We start from the raw sequence: 22,231 nt of genomic DNA on the forward strand, positions 1-22,231 counted from the left end.
GCTGCCGGTTTTATATTGCTGCGCAGCTTTGCTGTCAGTGATGCAGCATTTCGTGAACGATATCTTTTCCGCTCATTGTATAAGGATAATAGGTCGGCCAGTTGTCCAGCTGAGTCAGGAGTGCCTCCTGGGACTCATTGCCCATATACAGGTGGAAATGACCCGCTTTTTCCGGTGCAATGATATGGTCGCTGAACTGGATATATTTCGGCGCATGACTGTTTTTATCTTTGCACTCAAACAGATAACGTGCCCCTTTCTTGCCGGAGGTGTAATTCAGGATCCGGTAACCGGCATACTGATACTCACACTGATCCACCTTATCCCCGCGATGGAATTCGATGATATTATTTTCAATACCAATCATATCCACATCGGTTTTATATCCCTTTGTATAATAAGCGCGATACTCTTCTGCCGTTTTATCGCCGTTCTTCGCGGCTTTCGCCTGCATCACCGGGTCCAGCTCGCCGCTGGCCAGGTAAGGCTCAACAGACTGCCAGACGCCATCCCAGTCGCTCAGTTGCCGGTCTTTGACATCCTTATCAGCAAAAATCCCTTCTGCGGCCTTGCGCTGTGCTTCTGTCTGCGGTTTGTCGTGATGGTGTCCGTGTGCTGCTGCCGCACCGCTGAATAATCCCGCCAGTAACAGTAACGGGAGAACTGATTTAGCTGTCATAATCACCCCTGTACGGCTTTAAAACGCGGGTTGGACTTACAAATCACATAGATACGACCGCGACGACGGACAATTTTACAGTCCGGATGACGCTGTTTCGCACTTTTCAGTGAACTTAATACCTGCATCGGTTTTTCCTCTTCTTTTAATGTACAAAACGCCCGAAGCGCTTGGCAAAACGGGCCACATTCCCTTCCTGAGAGTGTGTTTTCTGTTTGCCGGTATAGAACGGATGAGAATGAGATGAGACATCCAGAGTGACATAAGGATAAGTCTGCCCTTCAAACTCAATGGTTCTTTCCGTTCTGATAGTGGATCCGACTTTGAAATACACGTCTGCTGCGGTGTCGTGGAAGATGACTGTCCGGTAATCCGGATGAATATCGGGTTTCATGGTCGCCTCACTTTGTTATGTTATAATATAACAATAATGATTTTTATCGCGGTTGACCACTATTTTTTAACCCTGATTTTTATACGGGAAAGGAGTGCGATCGCGGAAAAAAAGGAAACATAAATCAGATCAAAAGGATATAAAAACGGGCAGCCACCGGTGAATACGGGGGCTGCCCGGGAGAAGCACAACGGTCAGGAATCAGCTCTCTGCCAGAAAGTCCTTATCCTCCAGAACCCGCAGCGGCTCGATATCACTCTCTTTTTTGATAACCAGAGACGGATCCGAACGCAGGCAGACACCGCCGTAGTGACCGCCGACGGTAAAAGCGCACATCTGGATATAGCGGCCTGCCACTTTCGGTAAACACCAGAGCTGCTGATAAACGTTTTCCTGCTCACCGAAACGGCCGCAGGTTTCATCCAGCACTTCGTCGCGGTGATCCACCAGCCCGATATTGCTGCCGCAGCGTCCGGCGATCGGTTTAACCGCATAACCGGTCCGGCGCAGTTCGTCGCTGAGTTCAAATTCTGTATCCAGCAGATAAGGATGATGCGGGAACAGCGACCACAGGATCGGCAGAATCGCTTTGTTGCCCGGGATCACCGTCCACAGTGGCTCAAATACACGGATTTCCGGGCGCAGCAGCACATCAATCAGCCGCACATCATCTCCATGACGCGGATGGCCGGTACGGATAGGCAGTGCGGAGTATGTCCGGTCGCTTTCACTTTCCTGACGCAGTTGTTCCAGCGCCGTTTCCCACGCCCAGGTTTTCCAGACACATTTAAGCACGCGCCCTTCACCGTCGATGACCTGTCCGCTTTCGTTCCAGCTCAGTTCATCCAGCCCGTGAATGACCCGGTATCCGTACCCTGCCGCCGTGATGGCCCGCGCCATATTGAGGGCGTGATAATCTTCCTCGCTGTCTTTATCCTGCATAATATGGATAAACGGCTTGGCCGAGGTGTGTTTCCAGATATCCGCCAGCATTTCTGACAGGCGTTCCCCCGGATCCCAGCCTTCGGTCAGCCCGCCCTGTTTCGCCCATTTATTAATAATCACCCCGGTTTCTGCATGACAGGAGGCAGAATCCGCATTGTATTCATACACTTTCAGACCGCGCTCATCCATGCAGAAATCCAGTCTGCCGGTCACCATATCGTGACGCCGGTTCTGCCAGGAGAGCCGCAGTCTCGGCCAGAGGATTTCCGGGATATTGAATAATTTAAGCAGATTGTCATCTTTCAGCACTTTCTCCGTGGCGTGCAGGTACATCAGATGGACTTCGTTGGTTGCCTGCATCAGTGCATTTTCGGCAGTCTCTGAAATGGTGAAATATTCATGCGGATCCGCATTCAGATTGTGGCCGTGATTGGCTTTGACATAGGCTTTTTCCATCGGATCCGATTCATCCAGCCATTTACCGGTGAAATCGGCTTTCTCATCCAGACGGGCGGCGTGCAGTGTCATCAGCGCGGGGTTAACCGCCGGTTCGGTCCAGGCATACTCATCATCAATTGTCTGGATCATCCAGCCGAGGATCTGTGTATCCGTGAAAGTATCTGACAGGGTGTAATAACCGTCTTTGACATGCATCGGCAGCTCGCGGGTCCACTGCTGACCGCGCGGCAGTTTATGGTGGATGACGTTCTGCTCCACAATCCGGACTTTATCCGCACACACCTGGGTTATCACCGCCACATGACCGGTGCGTTTAAATTCGCCCCCTTCCTGCCAGATAAGCAATGCCCCCGCTACCGGCGCCTGCTGGCAGCCGTTTTTAAACGCACGCAGCGGCAGAATACTGTCATCCACCACATGACGCAGAAAACGCAGGGAAAAAATCTCGTACGCCATACCGACATCGGTAAACACCACACCGTAATTGAGATACAGGAAGCGGCGGGCAAATTCCACACACTGCCATTTGTATCCCATATATTCATTTCCGATATAACTGCGGAAGGAAATATCATCCTCTTTCTCTGCTTCCGTGATGGTATCGTAGTCAGAGGAATAGATAGCCACACCGCCGGGCGCATAGCCCAGTAATGTGCCGAAAGGTTCATGCTCCGTGATGATTCCACTCATAGTACGGCCTTACTGATATGATTTAGATTGCCAATAATTGTGCTTACTGATAATCCAGTATACGCCCGTCCATAAAAAAACACCGATGCTTTTCTGCATCGGTGTCAATCACCACTCCGGGTTATGCTTAGTGAGTCAGATCACGTTGCCGGGCTTTCTTTTTTCGGATGATAACCATTAAAGAACAGGTTCAGGATCACCGCACTGACAGTGGCCAGCAGGATCCCGCTGTGCAGCAGCGGCTGTAAGAACATCGGCAGTTTGGCAAAGAAATTACCGGAGAGTGTCGGTGTCAGCCCGACCCCCAGGCTTATCGCCACAATATAGAGATTGTAATTATTGCCACTGTAATCAACACGGGACAGAATGCGGATCCCTGTCGCCAGTACCATGCCGAACATCACCAGCCCCGCCCCGCCGAGCACAAACTGCGGAATAGAGGCAATCACCACCGCCATTTTCGGCAGCAGACCAAAGATGATCAGGATAAATCCGGAGACCACACACACCCAGCGGCTGTGGACTTTTGTCACGCCCACCAGCCCGACGTTCTGGGAAAATGAGGTATGCGGGAAACTATTGAACAGACCACCGATAACTGTCCCGATCCCGTCCACCCGCAGTCCGCGCACAATGTCATCTTTTCCGACCGGACGGCCGACGATTTCCCCGAGCGCCAGGAACATCCCCATCGATTCAATAAAGACAATCAGCAGCACCACACTGAGGGTGATAATGGAAATCGGCTCAAACGTTGGTGTTCCCAGCGCCATCGGGGTAACCAGTTTGAACCAGGGCGCATCCGCATAGCCGTCGAAACTGACCTCATTGCACATCAGCGACAACACAAAACCAAAGATAATCCCCAGTAATACCGAGATATTACAGAGAAAACCCTTACAGAATTTGGTGATAAACAGGATAGACAGCAGAACCGCAAATGAGATACCGAGGTAGAGCGGATGACCATATTCCGGGTTACCTTTACCCCCGGCAGCCCAGTCGATCCCCACCTGCATGATACTCAGCCCGATAGAGGTGATCACAATACCGGTGACCATATTGGGGAAAAGCGGCATCAGTTTTCCCATCAGCGGGACTATCAGCGTTGTCAGTACCCCCGCCGCAATGGTGGCGCCGAAAATCCCCATCAGGCCGATATCCGGGTTGGCACCGATAGCCAGCATCGGCGTCACCGCCGCGAACGTCACAGACATAATCACCGGCAGACGGATACCGGCAAATTTCCCGATACCAATACACTGCAACAGTGTCACGATACCACAGCAAAACAGATCCGAACTGATAAGCAGTGTCACCACTTCCTTGCTCAGCCCCAGCCGGTCACCGATAACCAGCGGTACCGCTACTGCACCGGCATACATCACCAGTACGTGCTGTAATCCCAGCATCATCAGTTTTCCCGCAGGTAATATTTCTTCAACTTCGTCAATAACGGGCTTAACCGGTTCCTGTGCTTGATCCACACTATGATTGCTCATGAAACAGACTCCCTTACAACCGGGACTCCCCGGCTTCGATTCGAAGATCTCGGAAAATGACCCCTGGCGTCAGGGTGTCTCACTATGATGACGAACCCGGCCCGGGTATCTGTTCATCATTTAAACGATTGAGCAAAATTCAGACCAGCGCGATTTTTTATCAGCATAAATGCTGTGTTTCGTGACCGGATTCCGGTTTTTTGACGTATTTTGCCATTAAAAACGAGATACCCGCCGCATTTTTATTACCCCTGTGAAATGTAATTTTTCAGGACTCACGGCATGACAATCGATTGCCTTCTCAATTTAATAATCCCGGTTATCACATTGATAGCCGTGTATCACCGTATATTTCACCGGAACCGGCAGCCCGGGAGCCCGGCCCCCCTGCTCCTCATTGCGGACACGCGCCAGAAACTCACCGACAGCCGGTTCATCATAGTCTCCCGGCCACTGATACTGTTCATACCCGTTGTTATTAAACTGAAACCGGGGTTTCAGGAGAACTGATTCCCGCAGCGGAGAGTAATATCGTTATCCGGGAACACCAGAAAATAATATTTGATACCATACTCAGGTGTCTGATTATCCATTTATCCGCAACCTTTATGTACAGAACCACGCATTTATCATCACAGAGAAAACTGAAAGCACCGAAATAAAACGCGTCTTTCTTTTCTGATACCGGGACAACAAACCACCATGGGATTTGCTTTGTAATCACTCTATTGTTTTGTGCAACAACGCTTTGCCTGATTTATCCTGACAAAGCACATGAAAGGTGTGTTTACCGATATCGATACCAATGAGTGTAATATTTTGCATGATGGCCTCTCCTGAAAGAAAAACACCCTGTCAGCATACCGCTCACAGGGCGGGGGGGATCATCTCATTAACCGCCCGCAGGCGGGCGGCTAAAGGATATTGCAGCAAATAACCGGATCGATTATTTTTTGTTTTTAAAATCAATGACCATACGGCCGGTAAATTTGCCCTGCTCCATCTCTTCAAAGATGGCATTAATGTCTTCAAGCGGGCGCATCGCCACTTTTGGTACCACTTTGCCTTCGGCACCAAAACGGAATGCTTCTTTCAGATCTTCGCGGGTTCCCACCAGCGAACCGACAACCTCGATACCGTCCAGTACCAGACGCGGAATACTCAGATCCATGGTTTCCACCGGCAGACCGACCGCCACAACACGCCCTGCGGCACGGACACTGCCGACCGCCGAGTTAAATGCGGATTTGGCTACTGCGGTAACGACCGCTGCATGCGCGCCGCCGAGGTCTTTCTGAATGATTTCATCGACATTATCGGTTTTCGGATTCAGGATCAGATCGGCGCCCATCTCTTTTGCCAGTGCCAGTTGTTTATCATTGACATCAATAGCAATCACTTTGGCATTAAAGACGTTTTTGGCATATTGCAGCGCCAGGTTGCCTAATCCACCGAGACCGTAAATCGCCAGCCACTGACCCGGTTTGATGCCGGAAACTTTAATTGCTTTATAAGTGGTGACGCCGGCGCAGGTAATACTGCTCGCCGCGGCTGAATCCAGACCATCCGGCACTTTTACCGCATAATCCGCAGTCACAATGCACTCTTCCGCCATACCGCCGTCCACGGTATAACCGGCATTTTTAACTTCACGGCAGAAAGTTTCTTTGCCGCTGTTACAGTATTCACAATGGCCGCAGCCACGGAAAAACCATGCAACACTGGCACGATCGCCGACTTTCAGTGAGGTGACCCCTTCCGCGATTTCCGTCACCACACCAATACCTTCATGCCCGAGGATCACACCGGAGACATCACCAAAATCAGCATTTTTTACATGCAGGTCAGTGTGACACACGCCGCAGCATTCCATTTTCAGCAGGGCTTCTCCATATTTCAGAGGGCGTAATGTTTTCTCTTTGATTTCTACGGTCTTATTTTTTGCGACAACAGCTGCTTTCATAGTTCACCTCAGTTATGGAACAACAGAAAAGTTATGTTCAGTTCAGCAACATAACGACCATTAACGGGTTTATTCTAGCGTGAAATACGGGATAATACTGCACTCTGAATGCCAATCATTTCAACTATCATTAATAAGAATTATTGCATTCAGAGTGTATCAGCTATTGCCTGTTACAGGCGGGATGCGGGATACGATGGTGCGGGCAGCGGCTCGCGGGGGTCATTTTCAACAGTACCGAACCGGATATCGCCATTGTTCCAGTCACTGACAGCCTGCTGCAGTGTCTGTACGTCGTAGCCGACAAAATTCCACCACATCATTATCCGTTCCTGCACCGGTGTACCGCCCAGCAACAGCAACCGCGAGCCCTTCATCAGTGTCAGTGTGACAGAGGACAACCCTTCACCGACATACACCAGCTCATTGGCGGTATAAACTTCACCGCGGTATGTCAGCTGGCCCTCCAGCACAAAGAAGCCGTATTCGAAGTCCGGCCGGGTATCGAGTGTGGTTTGTGTTGCCTGCTGTGCCAGCAAATCCATGCCGATCAGCGGGGAAAAATGCAGAACCGGCGAACGGTGATCACCATATTCGCCGGTCAGTAATGTGAAACTCACCTGGTCATGATGCCAGACAGGTAAATCAGGATAGTGGTCAAAGCGCGGCGCGATGGTGCTGTCCGCCGGAGGTAAGGCAATCCAGAGCTGGGCGGCATGCAGACGGGCATTTCTGCCGGCGGAATCTTCGGTATGTGTGATACCGCGTCCGGCTGTCATCAGATTCACCTGTCCCGGGCGGATAATCTGCTCTGATCCGAGGCTGTCCCGGTGCAGCACCTCACCTTCCAGCATCCAGGTGAACGTCTGTAAGCCGATGTGCGGATGCGGCCCGACTTTCATGCCGTCATCCCCTTTGAAAACTGCCGGACCGGCATGATCCAGAAAACACCAGGCGCCTATCTGACGGCGCTCTTTTACCGGTAATGCACGGGATACCGGCACGCCGCCGACATCTTTAATCCGCGCGCTGATACGCTGGGGTAAGACCTCTTGTCTGTCTGTCATGGTGTCACCTGCCTTGTCAGTGAGAGAGTACCGTCAGCAAGCGGACGGCTGCCTTAAGGTATCAGTATACTGTTAAGCATTCACATGACAAATAAAGAGAAAGCCCCGCATATCACACTGTGATATGCGGGGCTGACTGACAGGATCAGCGCTCACGCAGGGCTTCGTTGGCCCGGTTCAGCGGTTTGACCAGATAAATACAACAGATTCCGGATATTCTGCATAAAATTCAGAAAATGCCACAAGAGTTGTAATATTAACGGTAATATAAAATACATATCCTGAGGTTATTATTTCCGGTTATATTTTCGTGGCTTTATTTATTGTTTTTCCCGCCGAGAAAAATAATGCGGTCCGCTGACTCAATCGTCGACTCGCGGTGCGCAATAATAATCCGCGTGATCGGCAGTTGGCGGATCGCCTGATTGACGTAAGATTCACTCTCTTTATCCAGTGCGCTGGTGGCCTCGTCCATAAACAGGATGCGGGGTTTTCGGTACAGGGCGCGGGCGATAAATATCCGTTGTTTCTGCCCGCCGGACAGTCCTTCGCCCAGCTCTCCTATCAGCGTTTCATAGCCCATCGGCATCGATATAATCACGTTGTGAATATAACTGGCCTGTGCACAGGCGATCATCAGCTGCTCGTCGGGATTTTCGGTGAACCCGCAGATATTTTCGCGGATCGAGCCGGAAAACAGTTTGTCGTCCTGCATCACACAGGCGATCATTTTGTGGTAGTTATTGACGCCGAGCTGGCGGATCTCAATGTTATCAATGAATACCTTGCCATCCGATGGCTCAAACAGGCCGCACAGCACTTTCATCAGCGTGGTTTTTCCCGAGCCGGACGGCCCTGTTATCGCCACACTTTCACCGGGGGCAACCGACAGATTAATATCGCGGAAGATCGGTACGGACTGGCTGTCGTAACTGTACGCCAGGTTGCGGGTCTCCAGCCCGGCGGCCTGCATCTGCGGCTCGTACGGTACATCCGGCTTTTTATTTTCCTGCTCGTTGAGCGCGATATCGGAAATACGCTCGTTGTGCAGGCTCATGATGCGCAGCTGCAGCAGGAACTCAATGATGGAGGCAGCGCGGTCGGAAAACTGCTCGCGGTAGGCGCTGAACGCGACAAACATCCCGAGGGTCATGGCGTTGTCGATCACCAGACCTGCGCCGATCCACAGGATGGCTATCTGGTCACAGGCCATAATAAAAGTATTCACCCCGCCGAACATCAGGTTCATCTTGGTCAGGCGGATGCCGGTATTGATGGAATCGACTTTCAGATTCAGCCAGTGATTCCCCCGGCGATCGCTCATGCCCTGGGTTTTCACCGTGGTGATGCCGTAGAGGGACTCCATAAAATACGACCCGGCGCGTGCCTCTTTGATCAGCGATTCCTCTGACAGCTGGCGGTAATAACGGTAGGTCGCCAGCCGCAGCCCGATATATACGGCGGTAAACCCGAGCACAATCCAGGTGAGATGGCCGCCGTAGAGGATCATCATGATAAACACGCCGATCAGCATGATACCGTCCATGATCGCCCCGACCACGCTGGTGGTAAAGGTGGTACGCAGAATATCCAGCGAGCCGAAACGGGACTGAATATCCCCGAGTTTGCGCCGCTCAAAATAGCTGAGCGGCAGCCGCAGCAGATGGGTGAATAGTCCGGACTGCCACTGGACGTTGATCAGCGTTTCCATAATCACGCTGGCCCAGGCGCGGCACATACTGACCGCTGCTTTCAACAGAATCAAGAACAGTAACCCGACACAAATCAGGGACAATAACCCCTGATCTCCGGCAGGAATAGCGTGATCCATCACCAGCTGTGTGCCGACCGGCATAATCAGGCCGATAGCCTCAATCACCACGGAGAACGCGAAGATTTTCAGCAGCGCTTTTTTCAACCCGTGAATATTGCCGATCAGCTTGCGCAGGCTGAGTTTTTTCACCACCTCCTGCCTGGTGAAGGTGCTGCCGGGCCAGGCTTCCAGCGCCACGCCGGTAAAATTGCGCGACATTTCCTCAATACCGACCACCCGGCGGCCATAGGCCGGGTCATGCAGGATAAATTTGTTACCGCTGATTTTCACCAGCACCAGAAAGTGATTGAAATCCCAGTGTAAAATGCACGGCAGGCGCAGGTTCGGCAGGTCGTCCATATCCAGCGACAGCGCGCGGGTGGTCATGCCCAGCTCGGCGGCCATACCGGTCAGCCCGGCCAGGGCCGCGCCCCGCGCGGAGAGATTGAACTGCTGGCGCAGGGAAATCAGATCGATACTTTTGCCGTAATGGGCGGAAATCATGGCCAGGCTGGCGAGGCCGCACTCAGAGGACTCGGTCTGGTGGATCACCGGAATGCGCTGACGCAGACTGAGATCGAGTTTTTCCAGCAGGTTTTTCAGGGATAAACAGCGCATACAGCCTCCCGGTCAGATAACAGCGTCCGTTCTGTCATGGTGTGTCTGCTCCTGTTGGCCCGGAGGCGCTCTGTTTCATGTCATAGAATGGCGATACCATCCACTGATAGATTTTGCGTTTTTCCAGAAACAGGGTGGTATTGGCTTTCATGCCGTTTTGCAGGCTGAGTTCGCGGCCGTCATAGGCGATCATCTGTTTTTCCGGACGTACAATCACTTTGTAATAGGGGATGGACTGCGGCATCTGACTGACTTTCGGCGCCCCGGCATAGGTCATCATTTCCTGTGCAGAGGCAGGGGTTTTGGAAATCACCTGAATGGTGGCGGCAAACTGGCCGAATTTTTCTGCCGGGAAGGCCTCATAACGAATATTCACCGCGTCACCGACATTCAGATAAGGCAGCGCGTCATTGGGCACCCAGAGCACCAGCCAGTACTGACGGATATTTTCCGGCAGGATCTGCAGCAGGGTATCACCGGGATTGACCATCTGACCGACGGTCACGCCAAGGGAATCCACACGGCCGTCTGTCAGGGCACGAACGATAATCTCACCACCCGCGTCATTATTCACCTGCTCTTTCATCAGCTCAGACTGTTGTAATTCCAGCTGATAAATCCGGTTATCAAATTCTGCCGCCTGAGTCAGGATCTGGCTTTCCAGAGACGTAACCTGCAGAATATTCTGTTCATTCTGTCCGCTTAATCCCAGCAGACTGTTTTGCTGAGAATAATAAAGCGCAGCCTGATTCAGCCACTGATCTTTATTTATCAGCCCTCTTTCCCGGTAATGATGATAATTATCCATATTCTGTTTCATAATGCGGATCCCTTCCTGTGCCCGTTCAATAATCCCGGCAGATCGCAACTGTGCCTGTGCATAAAGGGACTTTTGTTTTTCGAGCGAGGCCAGAGTGGTCTGTTTGTTATCTCTGAGACGGGCGGTCATATCACGGATATGCTGTAACTGATTTTCAATTTCACGGCGCTGATTTTCACTGACCACACCGCTGGCTGTGGCTCTGCTGGTATCAATACGGTAAACCGGATCCCCTTTGCGGATAATCTGCCCTTCATTCACATATTGCCCGGTAATAAATCCCTGCACACCTGCATATACAGTAACAGCCCGGGGATTGGTGGTGATTTCTCCGGTCACACTGACCCGCCGCGTATAGCTGCCGGACAAGATAAAGGTCAGAAAAACCATTAAAAACAGAAAACTGCATACTATAATCAGCCACAGCGGAATACCGGGTAATAATAAGGCCTTACCCCGCCATTTCATTTTTCGGTTATCGAGTGCGGCTTTGCGGAACACAATAAACCCTGCCTGCGGTTATCCGGTGAATAAAAGGCCGTCAGTATCAGGGAAAAGATAAAAAAACGGGAATTCATAAAATAATGAATTCCCTCAAAATATGATATTGACTGCGGAACAGTCAATAATGCGGGTTATAGTATTAATTAACCGGCACCAGAAACTGCTTCAATTTCCAGAATACTTAACTCTTTCATATTTAGATTTCCCTTTCATTATTTATGACTTCGTCTGAACATAGTCATCACGGTACTTATTTTAGATGAATTGACTGCTGATAATGAACAGAGGGAAGGATGTAATAAAAATCAATCGTTGTTACAGCGGAAAATAATATAGTTAATACACTGACAGAAAATAATTATTATTTATCAGCTCAACAGGAAAAACTGCAATTTCACATCACTTTTCAAGTATATATTTTCTTAAGAAATTATACTATATTATCGTAAAATATTCAGGTTTTGTTATGAATCAAAATAACATTCCTGCTCTGTCGTCAGCCGGGAAAAACACCGGCGATTCCGATGATAACTATTTATATATCAAGGATCCTCTGTGGTATATTCCGCAGAGGATCACCATTTATACTATTACTTTATCAGCGTATTATTTACAAATACCACCGAGATCTACAATGCCGCCTAATTTATCCTCAATAAAACCGCCGACAGCCGAACCCACTTTTCCGCCGACTTCCCTGCCCAGCCCCGGGTATGCGTCTTTGAGGCTGACTTTACCGAACACCGGCAGGTCTGCCGTCAGATAAGGCCCGAGCAGTTCAAAACCCCAGTCACCGAGTTTTTTTCCGAGGTCGGTGATAGTGTCCTGAACACATCCGGCACCGGAAACCAGTTCAATTTCAGCATGACTTAATTCTTTCATTATCAATCCTTTTAATAATCAGTTATTTTATCTGAATAATAAAATAATCTTTAAAATAACAAATAAAATTATTATTTTAGAATTATCTATTATTCATCCGATATCCTACTGATTATTTTAATGAAGAGATAAACCAATATTTATTACTCCGATATCTGAAATCCGCCACCAGTGCAGCCATGCATTCCGCCTGTAACGCATAAGAAAGCATGGTTGATTTCACTTTCCGCACAGGTTGCCGGAGTTTCAGATGAAAATAATGCCAGCAGAGTACTGATATCATCATGCTGCGGGTGTTGCTCTGACATCAGCAGTGCTTTGCCGGAGACTGAAATCGTAACGCTGTTACCGTTCCTTTCTGACCATCGCCCGGCAGGTTTTTATCTGATATAAAGATAAACCAATACCTTATTTAAGTATCAAAAATTCCATATAAATAAAAAACCCGTCATATGACGGGTTTTCGGTAACGGGCAGTTATTTTTTATTGTTGTGAGCGCATATCCATGATCATTTTTCCGTCATAGTCTGCACCAACAACAATATTAGGCACTTCACCTTTGTATTTCTCTGCTTTAATTTGTTCTATTTCAAGCTGCTTCCAGTTAATCATTTCGCGGGTGATTGTCTGCTGTAACACGGCGTTCGCTTCTGATTCTTTCTGAGCGGCATATAAACGTGCATCGGCTTCCTGACGCATTGCATAAGAGCTGGCCTGGGCATTACGCTCACGGGCAAGTGCCTGCTGTTCTGCGGACTCACGCTCTGCCTGTGCGATAACCACTTTTTTCTGAGCCAGTTCACGCTCTTTCTCTGCTTCCGCTTTTGCCTGGTTTATCTGCTCCTGACGCATCTTGGTATTCACAACCTGCTCCTGAACCACTTCCGGCAGCGTAATATCCTGGATCATAATCTCTTTGATCGTATAGCCGTAAGGTGAAGCATAACCCTGAATGGCATCACGGATAGATTCCTGTAATTTCCGCTGGGTATCTGCGGTATACAGATCCTGTGCGTTGGCAACATCTTTCCCGAATTCCAGAATCGTGGAAATCAGTTTCTGGCGGACATATTTATCCAGTGCTTCACTTTCTGTACCGCCGTTAATACGGAGAATGGGGGCTTTAGCGCCATCAAACTGGAGCATCACCGTAATATCCACGATGGATTTCAGTTTGTCCTGTGACGGTACGCGTAACTCTTTCAGTGACACCCGGATATCTTTTGTTGAATAGGTATCAAATGTCATAAACGGGTTAATCGGGAAATGCAGCCCGGCATCATAAGCGACCGGGTTAACCTTACCTAAAAAGGTTCCGACTTTTACCGAACCATCCTGCACAATAGTATACGAATTAAAAGTAACCACTCCCGCGACGAGGAGAATAACGGCAACAATAATCAATTTTATAACTGACTTCAGTTTGACCGGATTTACTGCCTGCATCATTTGCATGTCTCATCCCTATAAGATAATTCTTAGTTAATGTCGTTTTTATAAATACTGCTTTATGTATTAGTCATATCTTTTTACATCGCTATTATTCATAAAATACAGAAATGAGCAAATGCAGCCCGTCAGACGAATAATGATAATAATCTGTGATACCGGATGCCCCGGATACGGCCGTGATGATTATGCCTTCAGAAGGAGAAATACATGTCATTAATACTGCTTCCGGTATAAAAACAGGGAAATATAACGTTAACAGCACGTTTATTGATGGAAGAGGACAATCCGGGACAATATTCCGGGAACAGCAGTTATGGTATATTCATGGCAGCGATAATACATCTATCGCTGATAAGTGATTATGAGTAGTATGTAAGAGCACTTAATAGTGCTGACTTTGTAAACCGGACACCCGGCGGAAGGGTTCTGCCGGATGTTCTTTTACGGATACTGCGGGTCAGACAATATTAATTATTCACATCAACAACGACACGGCCGCGGATTTCACCGTTCAGTAAGCTGTGTGCCGCCGGAATCGCTTCATTTAACGGGATCACACGGCTGATGGTTTCCAGCTGTGCCGGATCAGTCAGTTCTGCCAGCTGTTTCCATGCCGCCACACGATCTGCCTGCGGGCGCATCACACTGTCGATACCGATCAGGCTCACGCCTCTGAGGATAAACGGTGCAACAGTCCCGTTAAAATCCATGCCCTGTGCCAGGCCGCAGGCCGCCACAACGCCACCATACTGAGTACCGGCACAGACACCGGCCAGCGTGTGGCTGCCCACACTGTCAATCGCTGCCGCCCAGCGCTCTTTGGTCAGCGGTTTGCCCGGTACGGATAACTCGTTGCGATCCATGATTTCAGATGCGCCCAGGGTATCGATCAGATACGCGGTATCAGCCGTACGGCCGGTGGAAGCGATAACCTCAAAACCTAATTTTGACAGCAGAGAAACCGCGAAGCTGCCCACGCCGCCGCTGGCACCGGTCACCAGTACTTTGCCGGATTCTTTGGTGATCCCCTGTTTCAGCAGCGCCTGAACCGCCAGCATTGCCGTGTAACCGGCGGTGCCGATCATCATCGCCTGCTTTGTACTCATCCCGGCCGGTAACGGTGTCAGCCAGCTGTCTTTCACTTTTGCCACCTGAGACAATCCGCCCCAGTATTTTTCACCGACACTCCAACCGTTGAGCAGTACTTTGTCGCCAACTTTATAGTGTTCAGAGCTGCTTTCGGTCACGGTACCGGCAAAATCAATCCCCGGAACCATCGGGAAACTGCGCACAACCGGGCTTTTGCCGGTAATCGCCAGGCCATCTTTATAGTTCAGCGTGGAGTAGTCAATCTGCACAGTCACATTGTGATCAGGCAGTTGTGATTCATCGAGCTGAGCCAGCTTTGCGGTGTAGCCGTCAGTATTTTCAATCAGAATGCAGTTAAACATGGTGTTATCCTTTTATGAATATAGACCAGTTGTCTGGTTAATTGTAAAAAAATTTATTAAATACTCACCGGCGTGTTAACAACGGCGATATTTAATAAATTATTCTGCAACAATCTCTCAGGCTTTCTCAGCCAGTATCTGCGTCATAAAAACAGTGATAAACAGATCCAGCGGTTCACTGTTGCGGGTCAGTTTGGCACGCATTACCGCCCCTTCCCAGCCCGTCCAGAAAAAAGCCGCCATTTGCCTGCAATCTGTTTTAGCGGAAATAAGCTGCTGTTTCTGTGCTTCAAGAAGGCAGATTTCCACTTTCTTCTGCCAGCCGGTAATAATCTCATCGAGTATTTCACAATACCCCGCCGGCAGGCTGGTCACTTCCTGACCGAGATTCCCCACCAGACACCCGCGCTGCCAGTGGTATTTTTCCATCCCGGCTTTAGCGGTCAGATAAAATGCCCGTAACCTTTCCGGTGGCGGCAGCGTGATATCAGACAAACATTTATCCAGCAGACGGGAAAAATAGCTGTCGTAATTACGCATGATTTCCAGACCAAACTGCTCTTTACTGTCAAAGTAATAATAAAAAGAGCCCTTCGGTACACCGACCTTTTTCAGGATCCCGTTGATATCCGATGTCATATACCCTTTTTCGGTAAACATCTCCATGCCACTGCGGATCAGCATTTTTTTTACATCCGCACCCGCATCATGATTTTTCGGCGGCCGTCCCCGTTTCGGTTTTGTGATTACTGATGTCATTGCGTCTTTACCTCTGTCATGCGGAATAATATAGACCAGTTGTCTGGTAAATACCATGCTTTTTTATCCGGGGAATTTCCGGCACCGGTTTATTCGCAGATAAAGGTAAAATCGACTTTGCCGTCAGCACTGCCTTCTGTGACAAAATCATTGCTGTAACGGATATCGCGGGCAAAGAAAGGGAAAATTTACATTTTTACATCGTGACTACCAATCACTATCTGACCATCTTCCTTGATAAATTCACTTTGTTGCTGATTAGGCAATATATCTAACACTACCTCTGAAGGCCTACACAACTTTACGCCCAGCGGAGTGACGACAATCGGCCTATTAATCAGTATCGGGTAGTGCAACATAAAATCGATCAATTGCTCATCGGAATAAAGGTTATTTTCTAAATTTAATTGCTTATACGGCTCAACATTTTTTCGTAATAGCTCCCTCGCTGTAATTTTCATATCTGCAATAAGTTGCACTAACACATCCTTAGCCGGAGGTGTTTCCAGATAATAAATAATCGTTGGCTCAACGCCACTATTGCGGATCATTGCAAGGGTGTTACGCGAAGTGCCACAATTGGGGTTATGATAGATAGTGATCTCATTCATGAAGTTACCTTTAATTTAACAGTGAAAGTCGAAGTACTAAAGCAACGAGTGTGACAATGAGCACAGGGATAGTCATGATAATCCCGGTTTTGAAATAATATCCCCATGTAATGGTCATGTTTTTTTGCGATAAAACATGCAGCCACAGCAATGTAGCCAAACTACCTATTGGTGTGATTTTCGGACCCAAATCGGCACCAATCACGTTAGCATAAACCATTGCTTGCTGAATTAACCCTGATGCTTCACTTCCTTCAATGGACAGGGCACCAATTAATACCGTTGGCATATTATTCATTATTGAGGATAAAAATGCAGTTATAAATCCCGTACCAATTGTTGCAACCCATAACCCTTTGTCTGCAAGGTAATTGAGCATTTCAGAAAGATAATCGGTTAACCCTGCATTTCTTAAACCATAAACAACCAAGTACATACCTAAAGAGAAAATGACGATTTGCCACGGTGCTCCGCGTAATACTTTTTTGGTATTAATCGTATGGCCTCTGGCTGCAATTACCCAAAGAATTAAAGCGCCAATAGCCGCAATTGCACTGATTGGAATACCTAATGGTTCTAAGACAAAGAAACCAATAAGCAGCAGTACCAATACCAGCCAACCTGTTTTAAACGTTGTCATATCCTTAATGGCTAAAGTCGGTTCACTCAGTTTGGTAACATCATATTGTTTAGGAATATCTTTACGGAAAAACCAATGCAGCATCGCTAATGTTGCAATAATTGCTGCAATATCCACTGGCACCATAATCGATGCATATTCAGTAAATCCAATATTAAAGAAGTCTGCAGAAACGATATTCACGAGGTTCGAAACGATCAGCGGCAAGCTCGCCGTATCTGCAATAAACCCGGCAGCCATGACAAATGCTAATGTCGTGCCTTTGTTGAAACCAAGTGCCAATAACATCGCAATCACAATGGGCGTTAATATCAATGCTGCGCCATCATTGGCAAATAAGGCTGCAACCGTTGCTCCAAGTAACACAATATAACTGAATAACAGTTTTCCTTTACCCCCGCCCCACTTGGCAACATGTAATGCAGCCCATTCAAAGAAACCACTTTCATCTAAAAGTAGACTAATGATAATTACGGCAACAAATGTCGCCGTGGCATTCCAAACAATGTTCCAGACAATCGGGATGTCCTGGAAACTGATCACACCAAAGATCAGTGCCAATACAGCCCCTGCTGTAGCACTCCAGCCAATACCCAGTCCTTTGGGTTGCCAAATAACAAAGGTGATCGTTAAAATAAAAATGAATGCGGCAATAAACATAACAACCTCATTTAAAAGGTACTTTTCCGCACCTTTTATTTTTAGAAAATAAAACTTATTCTGCGAGCTGACTTAATGCAGATATCCCCACAGGCTCTGTTTCAAGCAAAGGAACAATAGCAACACGTTTTGCCAATGTTGATGTCACCTTTTCAATCTGAGCGACTTCCTGTTCTGCTCTTGAAAGTAACAATGGTGATATTGTTTCCGTGATAGACAGACTGTTATTGATCACCCACGCCCACGGATGTATATCTGCCCGAATTAAATCATTTTGTAAGTTCTCCGCCTCAAGCACAGGCGTAGTTTCAGCGAGTGTCGTAATAATAACTTTAGTGCGTTCAGGATCTTGTAATTGCATCATCGGCGTTAAATAGTGGCCTTTTTCGCCCATTTTTTTAACAATTTCTTTATGGTATGCCCCTGTTGCATCCAGAAGTAATAATGTATGCCCGGTCGGTGCAGTATCCATGACGACAAAACGTTTACCCGCGTCTCTAATGATGCGAGAGAAAGCCTGAAATACCGCGATTTCTTCTGTGCATGGAGAGCGTAAATCTTCCTCAAGTAATGCACGCCCCTCTTCATCTAAATCTTTCCCTTTGGTTTCTAAGACATAATTACGATAACGCTCAGTTTCAGCGACAGGGTCAATTCGGCTAACCTGAAGATTGGGTAAAACACCATCGAGGGTTGATTCAATATGCGCGGCCGGATCAGATGTGGTCAGATGTACATCAAGCCCTTTTTCTGCCAATTTAACTGCGATTGATGCCGCAATCGTTGTTTTCCCTACACCACCTTTGCCCATTAACATAATCAGCCCATGCTGTTGCTGAGATATTTCACCAACCAGTTCTGACAAGGTAGGTAAAGAAATAGGTTGTTTTGTAGGGGTAATAGTTGGAATTTGTGGCATGTCATCAGATAACAACTGCTTCAGTGCATCGACACCCACCATATTGATATTTTGTAAATAAAGAATATCGACAGGTAACGAGCGTAGTGCTTCCGGCATAGACTCTGATGCCGCTTGTTCACGAGAGTAGAGCGCATGGGATAACTTATCATTTTCAGTCACCGCCGTTTCAGGGAAAACACCATTGACAACCAATTGCTGATTTTTGATACCCAGAGATGACAACTCGCTATAGGTTCTCGCGACTTCCCTCAATGCGGCAGACTGAGGTCGTGCAACCAAGACCAGCCTTGTCAGTGATTTATCACTCAACGCTTCCACCGCCATGCTGTACTGCTCACGTTGTTTATCAAGACCAGACATTGGCCCTAAACATGACGCGCCATCAGGATTGTTACTAATAAAATCACTCCATGCACTCGGGAGTTGTAATAAACGGATGGTATGCCCCGTTGGTGCGGTATCAAAAATGATATGGTCAAATTGCTCTGTAATTTCGGTATTGGTTAACAACCCGGTAAATTCATCGAAAGCTGCAATCTCTGTGGTACAGGCACCTGATAGCTGTTCCGTAATACTTTGAATTACCGCTTCAGGTAAACTTTCTTTGATTGGATTAATAATTTTGTTTCGATATTCTTCGGCTGCGGCTTGAGGATCTATTTCAATAGCAAATAGATTTGGAACCAATGTTATTGGCTTAATATTGTTGCCTATCGATTGAGAGAATACTTGCCCAACGTTAGAAGCTGGATCAGTGCTCACCAGTAAAACTTTTTTCCCTTTTTCAGCCAACTTAATTGCTGTCGCACAGGAAACAGAGGTTTTACCCACACCACCTTTTCCAGTAAAAAATAAATAATTAGGTGTGTTATCTAAAAATTTCATTTTATTGCTCCTGTTAACAACACGTTTTACCATTACCACAACACGATTTAACAATTTCAGCTTTTTCAATATTCGGTCGAATACCAAACCATCTGGCTAGCTCATGTCGTTTTGGGTATCGACCAGTCAGCACAATCTCACCGTCAAGAATCAATAGCGGAAGTGACCCGGCACCTGCGGTTTCCAAAAATGTTTTTGCTTTTGTGTTGTTAACGAACTCCATAGGCTCTTGCGCTAAATTAAAACGCCTTATACTTGCTCCTTGTTTTTTTAACCAATCCACATCTGTTGCGAAGTCTACCAATGCTTGATCGACTTCGGTTCCGCAAACACCGGTGCTACAGCATAATGCGGGATCAAATACTTCTAGTTTTTTCATCGCTCAACCTTACATATGTTTTTCCAAATATGTTAGCTTAAAAATTTTTATACAGAACAGCTACCCGCAGGTTCTTTTGTCTCCAAGCTCTTAAGCAAATCTGCAACTCTATTTTTCTCTGTGGCGTAAGTGACATCAATGATACTTTTCACCCACGGTAGTAATGCAGGAGATAAACGATAATGAACCCATTTGCCATGTTTTGAATCGAGCAAAAGACCTGATTCTCTTAGCATTGCCAGATGCCGGGATGTCTTTGGTTGCGATAAATTCAAGGCCGTATAGATATCACAGACACATAACTCCCCGGATGCTTTTAGCAATAGCACGATATCCAGTCTGGTTTGGTCACCTAAAATTTTAAACAGTTGTAATGGTTCCATGTGTACCTCTGTAATCTTTTTTTTAAATTACCTCTAAAAAACACATGCGTCAAATCGAATATGTTTCCCATAAACTATTATTGTAACCGCCAGTATTTAGAACCATTAGCATGCACATAAAGGTGCATTCCTTCACCGTCAGTTAGTTTGTATCCTTTATCGGCAGGCTTTGCCGTTCTTACCTTCACATCTGTTAGTGCCGTATAGGAACTCCCATGAGTTTGTGTTGGTATAAGAATTCATTGAACCTGTATGTACCAACGCATATGCCAACAAATATTACTTGATTTAGGTTGATATAGGTGGATGTCAGTTGAACGAAGAAAAGTTAAAATCAGCTAATTAACTGAATTTCAGACATAAAAAAAGACATCGGTTGATGTCCATTGACTTCGGAATGGTACGCCCTACAGGATTCGAACCTGTGACCTACGGCTTAGAAGGCCGTTGCTCTATCCAGCTGAGCTAAGGGCGCGCTGAGGAAAAAAACAGCGGGTTAACTGCTTGATGCACCGTGGATTATACGGCTGCGACGCAGCGAGTCAATCAGAAAATCAGTTATCTTCGGCAGTTACTTTCTGACACCTTAATAAAACATAACTGACAGACGGAAAATGTTCTGACAGAATAGTGCCCATCTTTTATCTGTTTTATGGATTTTTACACGATGTCAGCAAAAATTATAGACGGGAAAACGATTGCGTCGACCATACGTGCCGAAGTTGCCGCAAAAGTTCAGCAACGGATTGCCAGCGGAAAACGGGCTCCCGGTCTTGCCGTTATCCTGGTCGGTGAGAACCCCGCGTCGCAGATTTATGTCGCCAGCAAACGCCGTTCATGTGAAGAAGTCGGATTTATTTCACGCTCTTATGACCTCCCCGATACCACCAGCGAAGCTGAACTCCTCCATCTCATTGATGAACTGAATAATGATAATACTATCGACGGGATCCTCGTTCAGCTTCCGCTGCCTGCCGGCATTGATAATGTCAAAGTGATTGAACGCCTTCATCCTGATAAAGTCGTCGACGGTTTTCATCCTTATAATATCGGCCGCCTGTGTCAGCGTGCGCCGAATCTGCGCCCGTGCACACCGCGCGGTATTGTGACACTGCTTGAGCGCTGCAATATCAATACATTTGGTCTGAATGCCGTGATTATCGGCGCATCCAATATTGTCGGCCGCCCGATGAGCCTGGAGCTGCTGCTGGCCGGTTGCACCACAACTGTCACTCACCGCTTTACCACCAATCTGCGTCACCATGTTGAACACGCGGATTTGCTGATTGTGGCGGTCGGGAAACCGAATTTTATTCCGGGTGAGTGGATCAAACCCGGCGCAATTGTGATTGATGTGGGCATTAACCGTCTGGAAAACGGCAAAGTGGTCGGCGATGTGAATTTTGCCGAAGCCGCTGAACGTGCGGAGTGGATAACCCCGGTGCCGGGCGGTGTCGGGCCGATGACGGTCGCCACACTGATTCAGAATACATTACAGGCCTGCGAAGAATTTCACGATAAGGACGAGTAACAATGGATATTTTTAATCTTGACGGCCATCCGCATGTTGAGCTGTGCGACCTGCTCAAAATTCAGGGCTGGGCCGACAGCGGTGCCGCCGCCAAACAATTTATCGCTGATGGTCAGGTGACTGTTGACGGTGAAACGGAAACCCGCAAGCGCTGCAAAATCACCGCCGGTAAAGTGGTGGAATTTGCCGGTGAGCAGGTAAAGGTGGCTGAATAATCGTAA

General features: G+C 47.7%; 21 protein-coding genes, 1 tRNA gene and 1 pseudogene. 3 read left to right on the plus strand and 20 right to left on the minus strand.

Annotated elements, in window-relative coordinates; genetic code table 11:
• Positions 1-34: 34 nt before the first annotated feature.
• The 11 genes from zinT to HMPREF3119_RS08925 form a co-directional block, all read right to left on the minus strand.
• Positions 35-679, minus strand: a complete 645-nt coding sequence (gene zinT / locus HMPREF3119_RS08870; RefSeq protein WP_004237697.1) for a metal-binding protein ZinT — start codon at positions 677-679, stop codon at positions 35-37.
• A gap of 2 nt (positions 680-681) precedes the next feature.
• Positions 682-807, minus strand: a complete 126-nt coding sequence (gene ykgO / locus HMPREF3119_RS08875) for a type B 50S ribosomal protein L36 (protein WP_004237696.1) — start codon at positions 805-807, stop codon at positions 682-684.
• 17 nt (positions 808-824) lie between these two features.
• Entirely contained in the window at positions 825-1,073 is a 249-nt protein-coding gene (locus tag HMPREF3119_RS08880) for a type B 50S ribosomal protein L31 (RefSeq protein WP_004237695.1), read from the minus strand.
• 201 nt (positions 1,074-1,274) lie between these two features.
• Positions 1,275-3,167, minus strand: a complete 1,893-nt coding sequence (gene gss / locus HMPREF3119_RS08885) for a bifunctional glutathionylspermidine amidase/synthase (protein WP_046024940.1) — start codon at positions 3,165-3,167, stop codon at positions 1,275-1,277.
• 140 nt (positions 3,168-3,307) lie between these two features.
• Positions 3,308-4,669 (minus strand): nucleobase:cation symporter-2 family protein, encoded by a 1,362-nt coding sequence (locus HMPREF3119_RS08890; RefSeq protein ID WP_004237693.1) that lies wholly within the window; start codon positions 4,667-4,669, stop codon positions 3,308-3,310.
• A 946-nt stretch (positions 4,670-5,615) separates the two neighbouring features.
• Entirely contained in the window at positions 5,616-6,632 is a 1,017-nt protein-coding gene (adhP, locus tag HMPREF3119_RS08900) for an alcohol dehydrogenase AdhP (RefSeq protein ID WP_004237690.1), read from the minus strand.
• A gap of 173 nt (positions 6,633-6,805) precedes the next feature.
• Positions 6,806-7,699, minus strand: a complete 894-nt coding sequence (locus HMPREF3119_RS08905; RefSeq protein WP_004237688.1) for a pirin family protein — start codon at positions 7,697-7,699, stop codon at positions 6,806-6,808.
• Positions 7,700-8,015: 316 nt separating this feature from the next.
• A complete protein-coding gene (locus tag HMPREF3119_RS08910) occupies positions 8,016-10,130 on the minus strand; it encodes a peptidase domain-containing ABC transporter (RefSeq protein WP_070579399.1) in 2,115 nt (704 codons plus the stop codon).
• Positions 10,131-10,164: 34 nt separating this feature from the next.
• The gene (locus tag HMPREF3119_RS08915; protein ID WP_070579403.1) at positions 10,165-11,451 is read right to left on the minus strand and encodes an HlyD family secretion protein; all 1,287 of its coding nucleotides are present in this window, start codon (positions 11,449-11,451) and stop codon (positions 10,165-10,167) included.
• 609 nt (positions 11,452-12,060) lie between these two features.
• Complete coding sequence (locus HMPREF3119_RS08920; RefSeq protein WP_004237685.1) at positions 12,061-12,336, minus strand: hypothetical protein; 276 nt, start codon at positions 12,334-12,336, stop codon at positions 12,061-12,063.
• A 484-nt stretch (positions 12,337-12,820) separates the two neighbouring features.
• Complete coding sequence (locus HMPREF3119_RS08925; protein ID WP_004237684.1) at positions 12,821-13,792, minus strand: SPFH domain-containing protein; 972 nt, start codon at positions 13,790-13,792, stop codon at positions 12,821-12,823.
• A gap of 176 nt (positions 13,793-13,968) precedes the next feature.
• On the opposite strand from HMPREF3119_RS08925, the gene HMPREF3119_RS18790 reads away from it, so the two are divergent.
• Positions 13,969-14,148, plus strand: coding sequence for a hypothetical protein (locus HMPREF3119_RS18790; protein ID WP_004240997.1), 180 nt, complete (start codon positions 13,969-13,971; stop codon positions 14,146-14,148).
• Between the two features lie 108 nt (positions 14,149-14,256).
• Here the strand turns inward: HMPREF3119_RS18790 and HMPREF3119_RS08930 are convergent, their stop codons facing one another.
• From HMPREF3119_RS08930 to HMPREF3119_RS08960, 9 genes and pseudogenes are all read right to left on the minus strand, one after another.
• Positions 14,257-15,240, minus strand: coding sequence for an acrylyl-CoA reductase (NADPH) (locus HMPREF3119_RS08930; RefSeq protein WP_004237682.1), 984 nt, complete (start codon positions 15,238-15,240; stop codon positions 14,257-14,259).
• Between the two features lie 117 nt (positions 15,241-15,357).
• Entirely contained in the window at positions 15,358-16,056 is a 699-nt protein-coding gene (locus HMPREF3119_RS08935; RefSeq protein WP_004237680.1) for an acrylate utilization transcriptional regulator AcuR, read from the minus strand.
• Positions 16,057-16,187: 131 nt separating this feature from the next.
• Positions 16,188-16,610: an arsenate reductase (glutaredoxin) gene (gene arsC / locus HMPREF3119_RS08940; protein WP_015422939.1), complete on the minus strand. Its 423-nt coding sequence runs from the start codon at positions 16,608-16,610 to the stop codon at positions 16,188-16,190.
• Positions 16,611-16,620: 10 nt separating this feature from the next.
• The gene (locus HMPREF3119_RS08945) at positions 16,621-17,910 is read right to left on the minus strand and encodes an arsenic transporter (RefSeq protein ID WP_046024944.1); all 1,290 of its coding nucleotides are present in this window, start codon (positions 17,908-17,910) and stop codon (positions 16,621-16,623) included.
• Between the two features lie 55 nt (positions 17,911-17,965).
• Positions 17,966-19,717, minus strand: coding sequence for an arsenical pump-driving ATPase (gene arsA, locus HMPREF3119_RS08950; protein ID WP_015422940.1), 1,752 nt, complete (start codon positions 19,715-19,717; stop codon positions 17,966-17,968).
• 13 nt (positions 19,718-19,730) lie between these two features.
• Entirely contained in the window at positions 19,731-20,096 is a 366-nt protein-coding gene (arsD, locus tag HMPREF3119_RS08955; RefSeq protein WP_024474765.1) for an arsenite efflux transporter metallochaperone ArsD, read from the minus strand.
• A gap of 47 nt (positions 20,097-20,143) precedes the next feature.
• Complete coding sequence (locus HMPREF3119_RS18795; protein ID WP_015422942.1) at positions 20,144-20,479, minus strand: metalloregulator ArsR/SmtB family transcription factor; 336 nt, start codon at positions 20,477-20,479, stop codon at positions 20,144-20,146.
• A gap of 80 nt (positions 20,480-20,559) precedes the next feature.
• A pseudogene (locus tag HMPREF3119_RS19130) lies at positions 20,560-20,712 on the minus strand (Arm DNA-binding domain-containing protein); the annotation flags it as partial.
• 165 nt (positions 20,713-20,877) lie between these two features.
• Positions 20,878-20,954 (minus strand) — tRNA-Arg (locus HMPREF3119_RS08960).
• 192 nt (positions 20,955-21,146) lie between these two features.
• Here HMPREF3119_RS08960 and folD point away from each other — a divergent pair.
• Entirely contained in the window at positions 21,147-22,010 is an 864-nt protein-coding gene (gene folD / locus HMPREF3119_RS08965; protein WP_070579433.1) for a bifunctional methylenetetrahydrofolate dehydrogenase/methenyltetrahydrofolate cyclohydrolase FolD, read from the plus strand.
• Between the two features lie 2 nt (positions 22,011-22,012).
• Positions 22,013-22,225, plus strand: a complete 213-nt coding sequence (ybcJ, locus tag HMPREF3119_RS08970; protein ID WP_004237674.1) for a ribosome-associated protein YbcJ — start codon at positions 22,013-22,015, stop codon at positions 22,223-22,225.
• The last annotated feature ends 6 nt before the right edge of the window (positions 22,226-22,231 follow it).

Origin of the sequence: Morganella sp. HMSC11D09 (genome assembly GCF_001807955.1) — a bacterium.
GTDB classification, from domain to species: domain Bacteria; phylum Pseudomonadota; class Gammaproteobacteria; order Enterobacterales; family Enterobacteriaceae; genus Morganella; species Morganella morganii.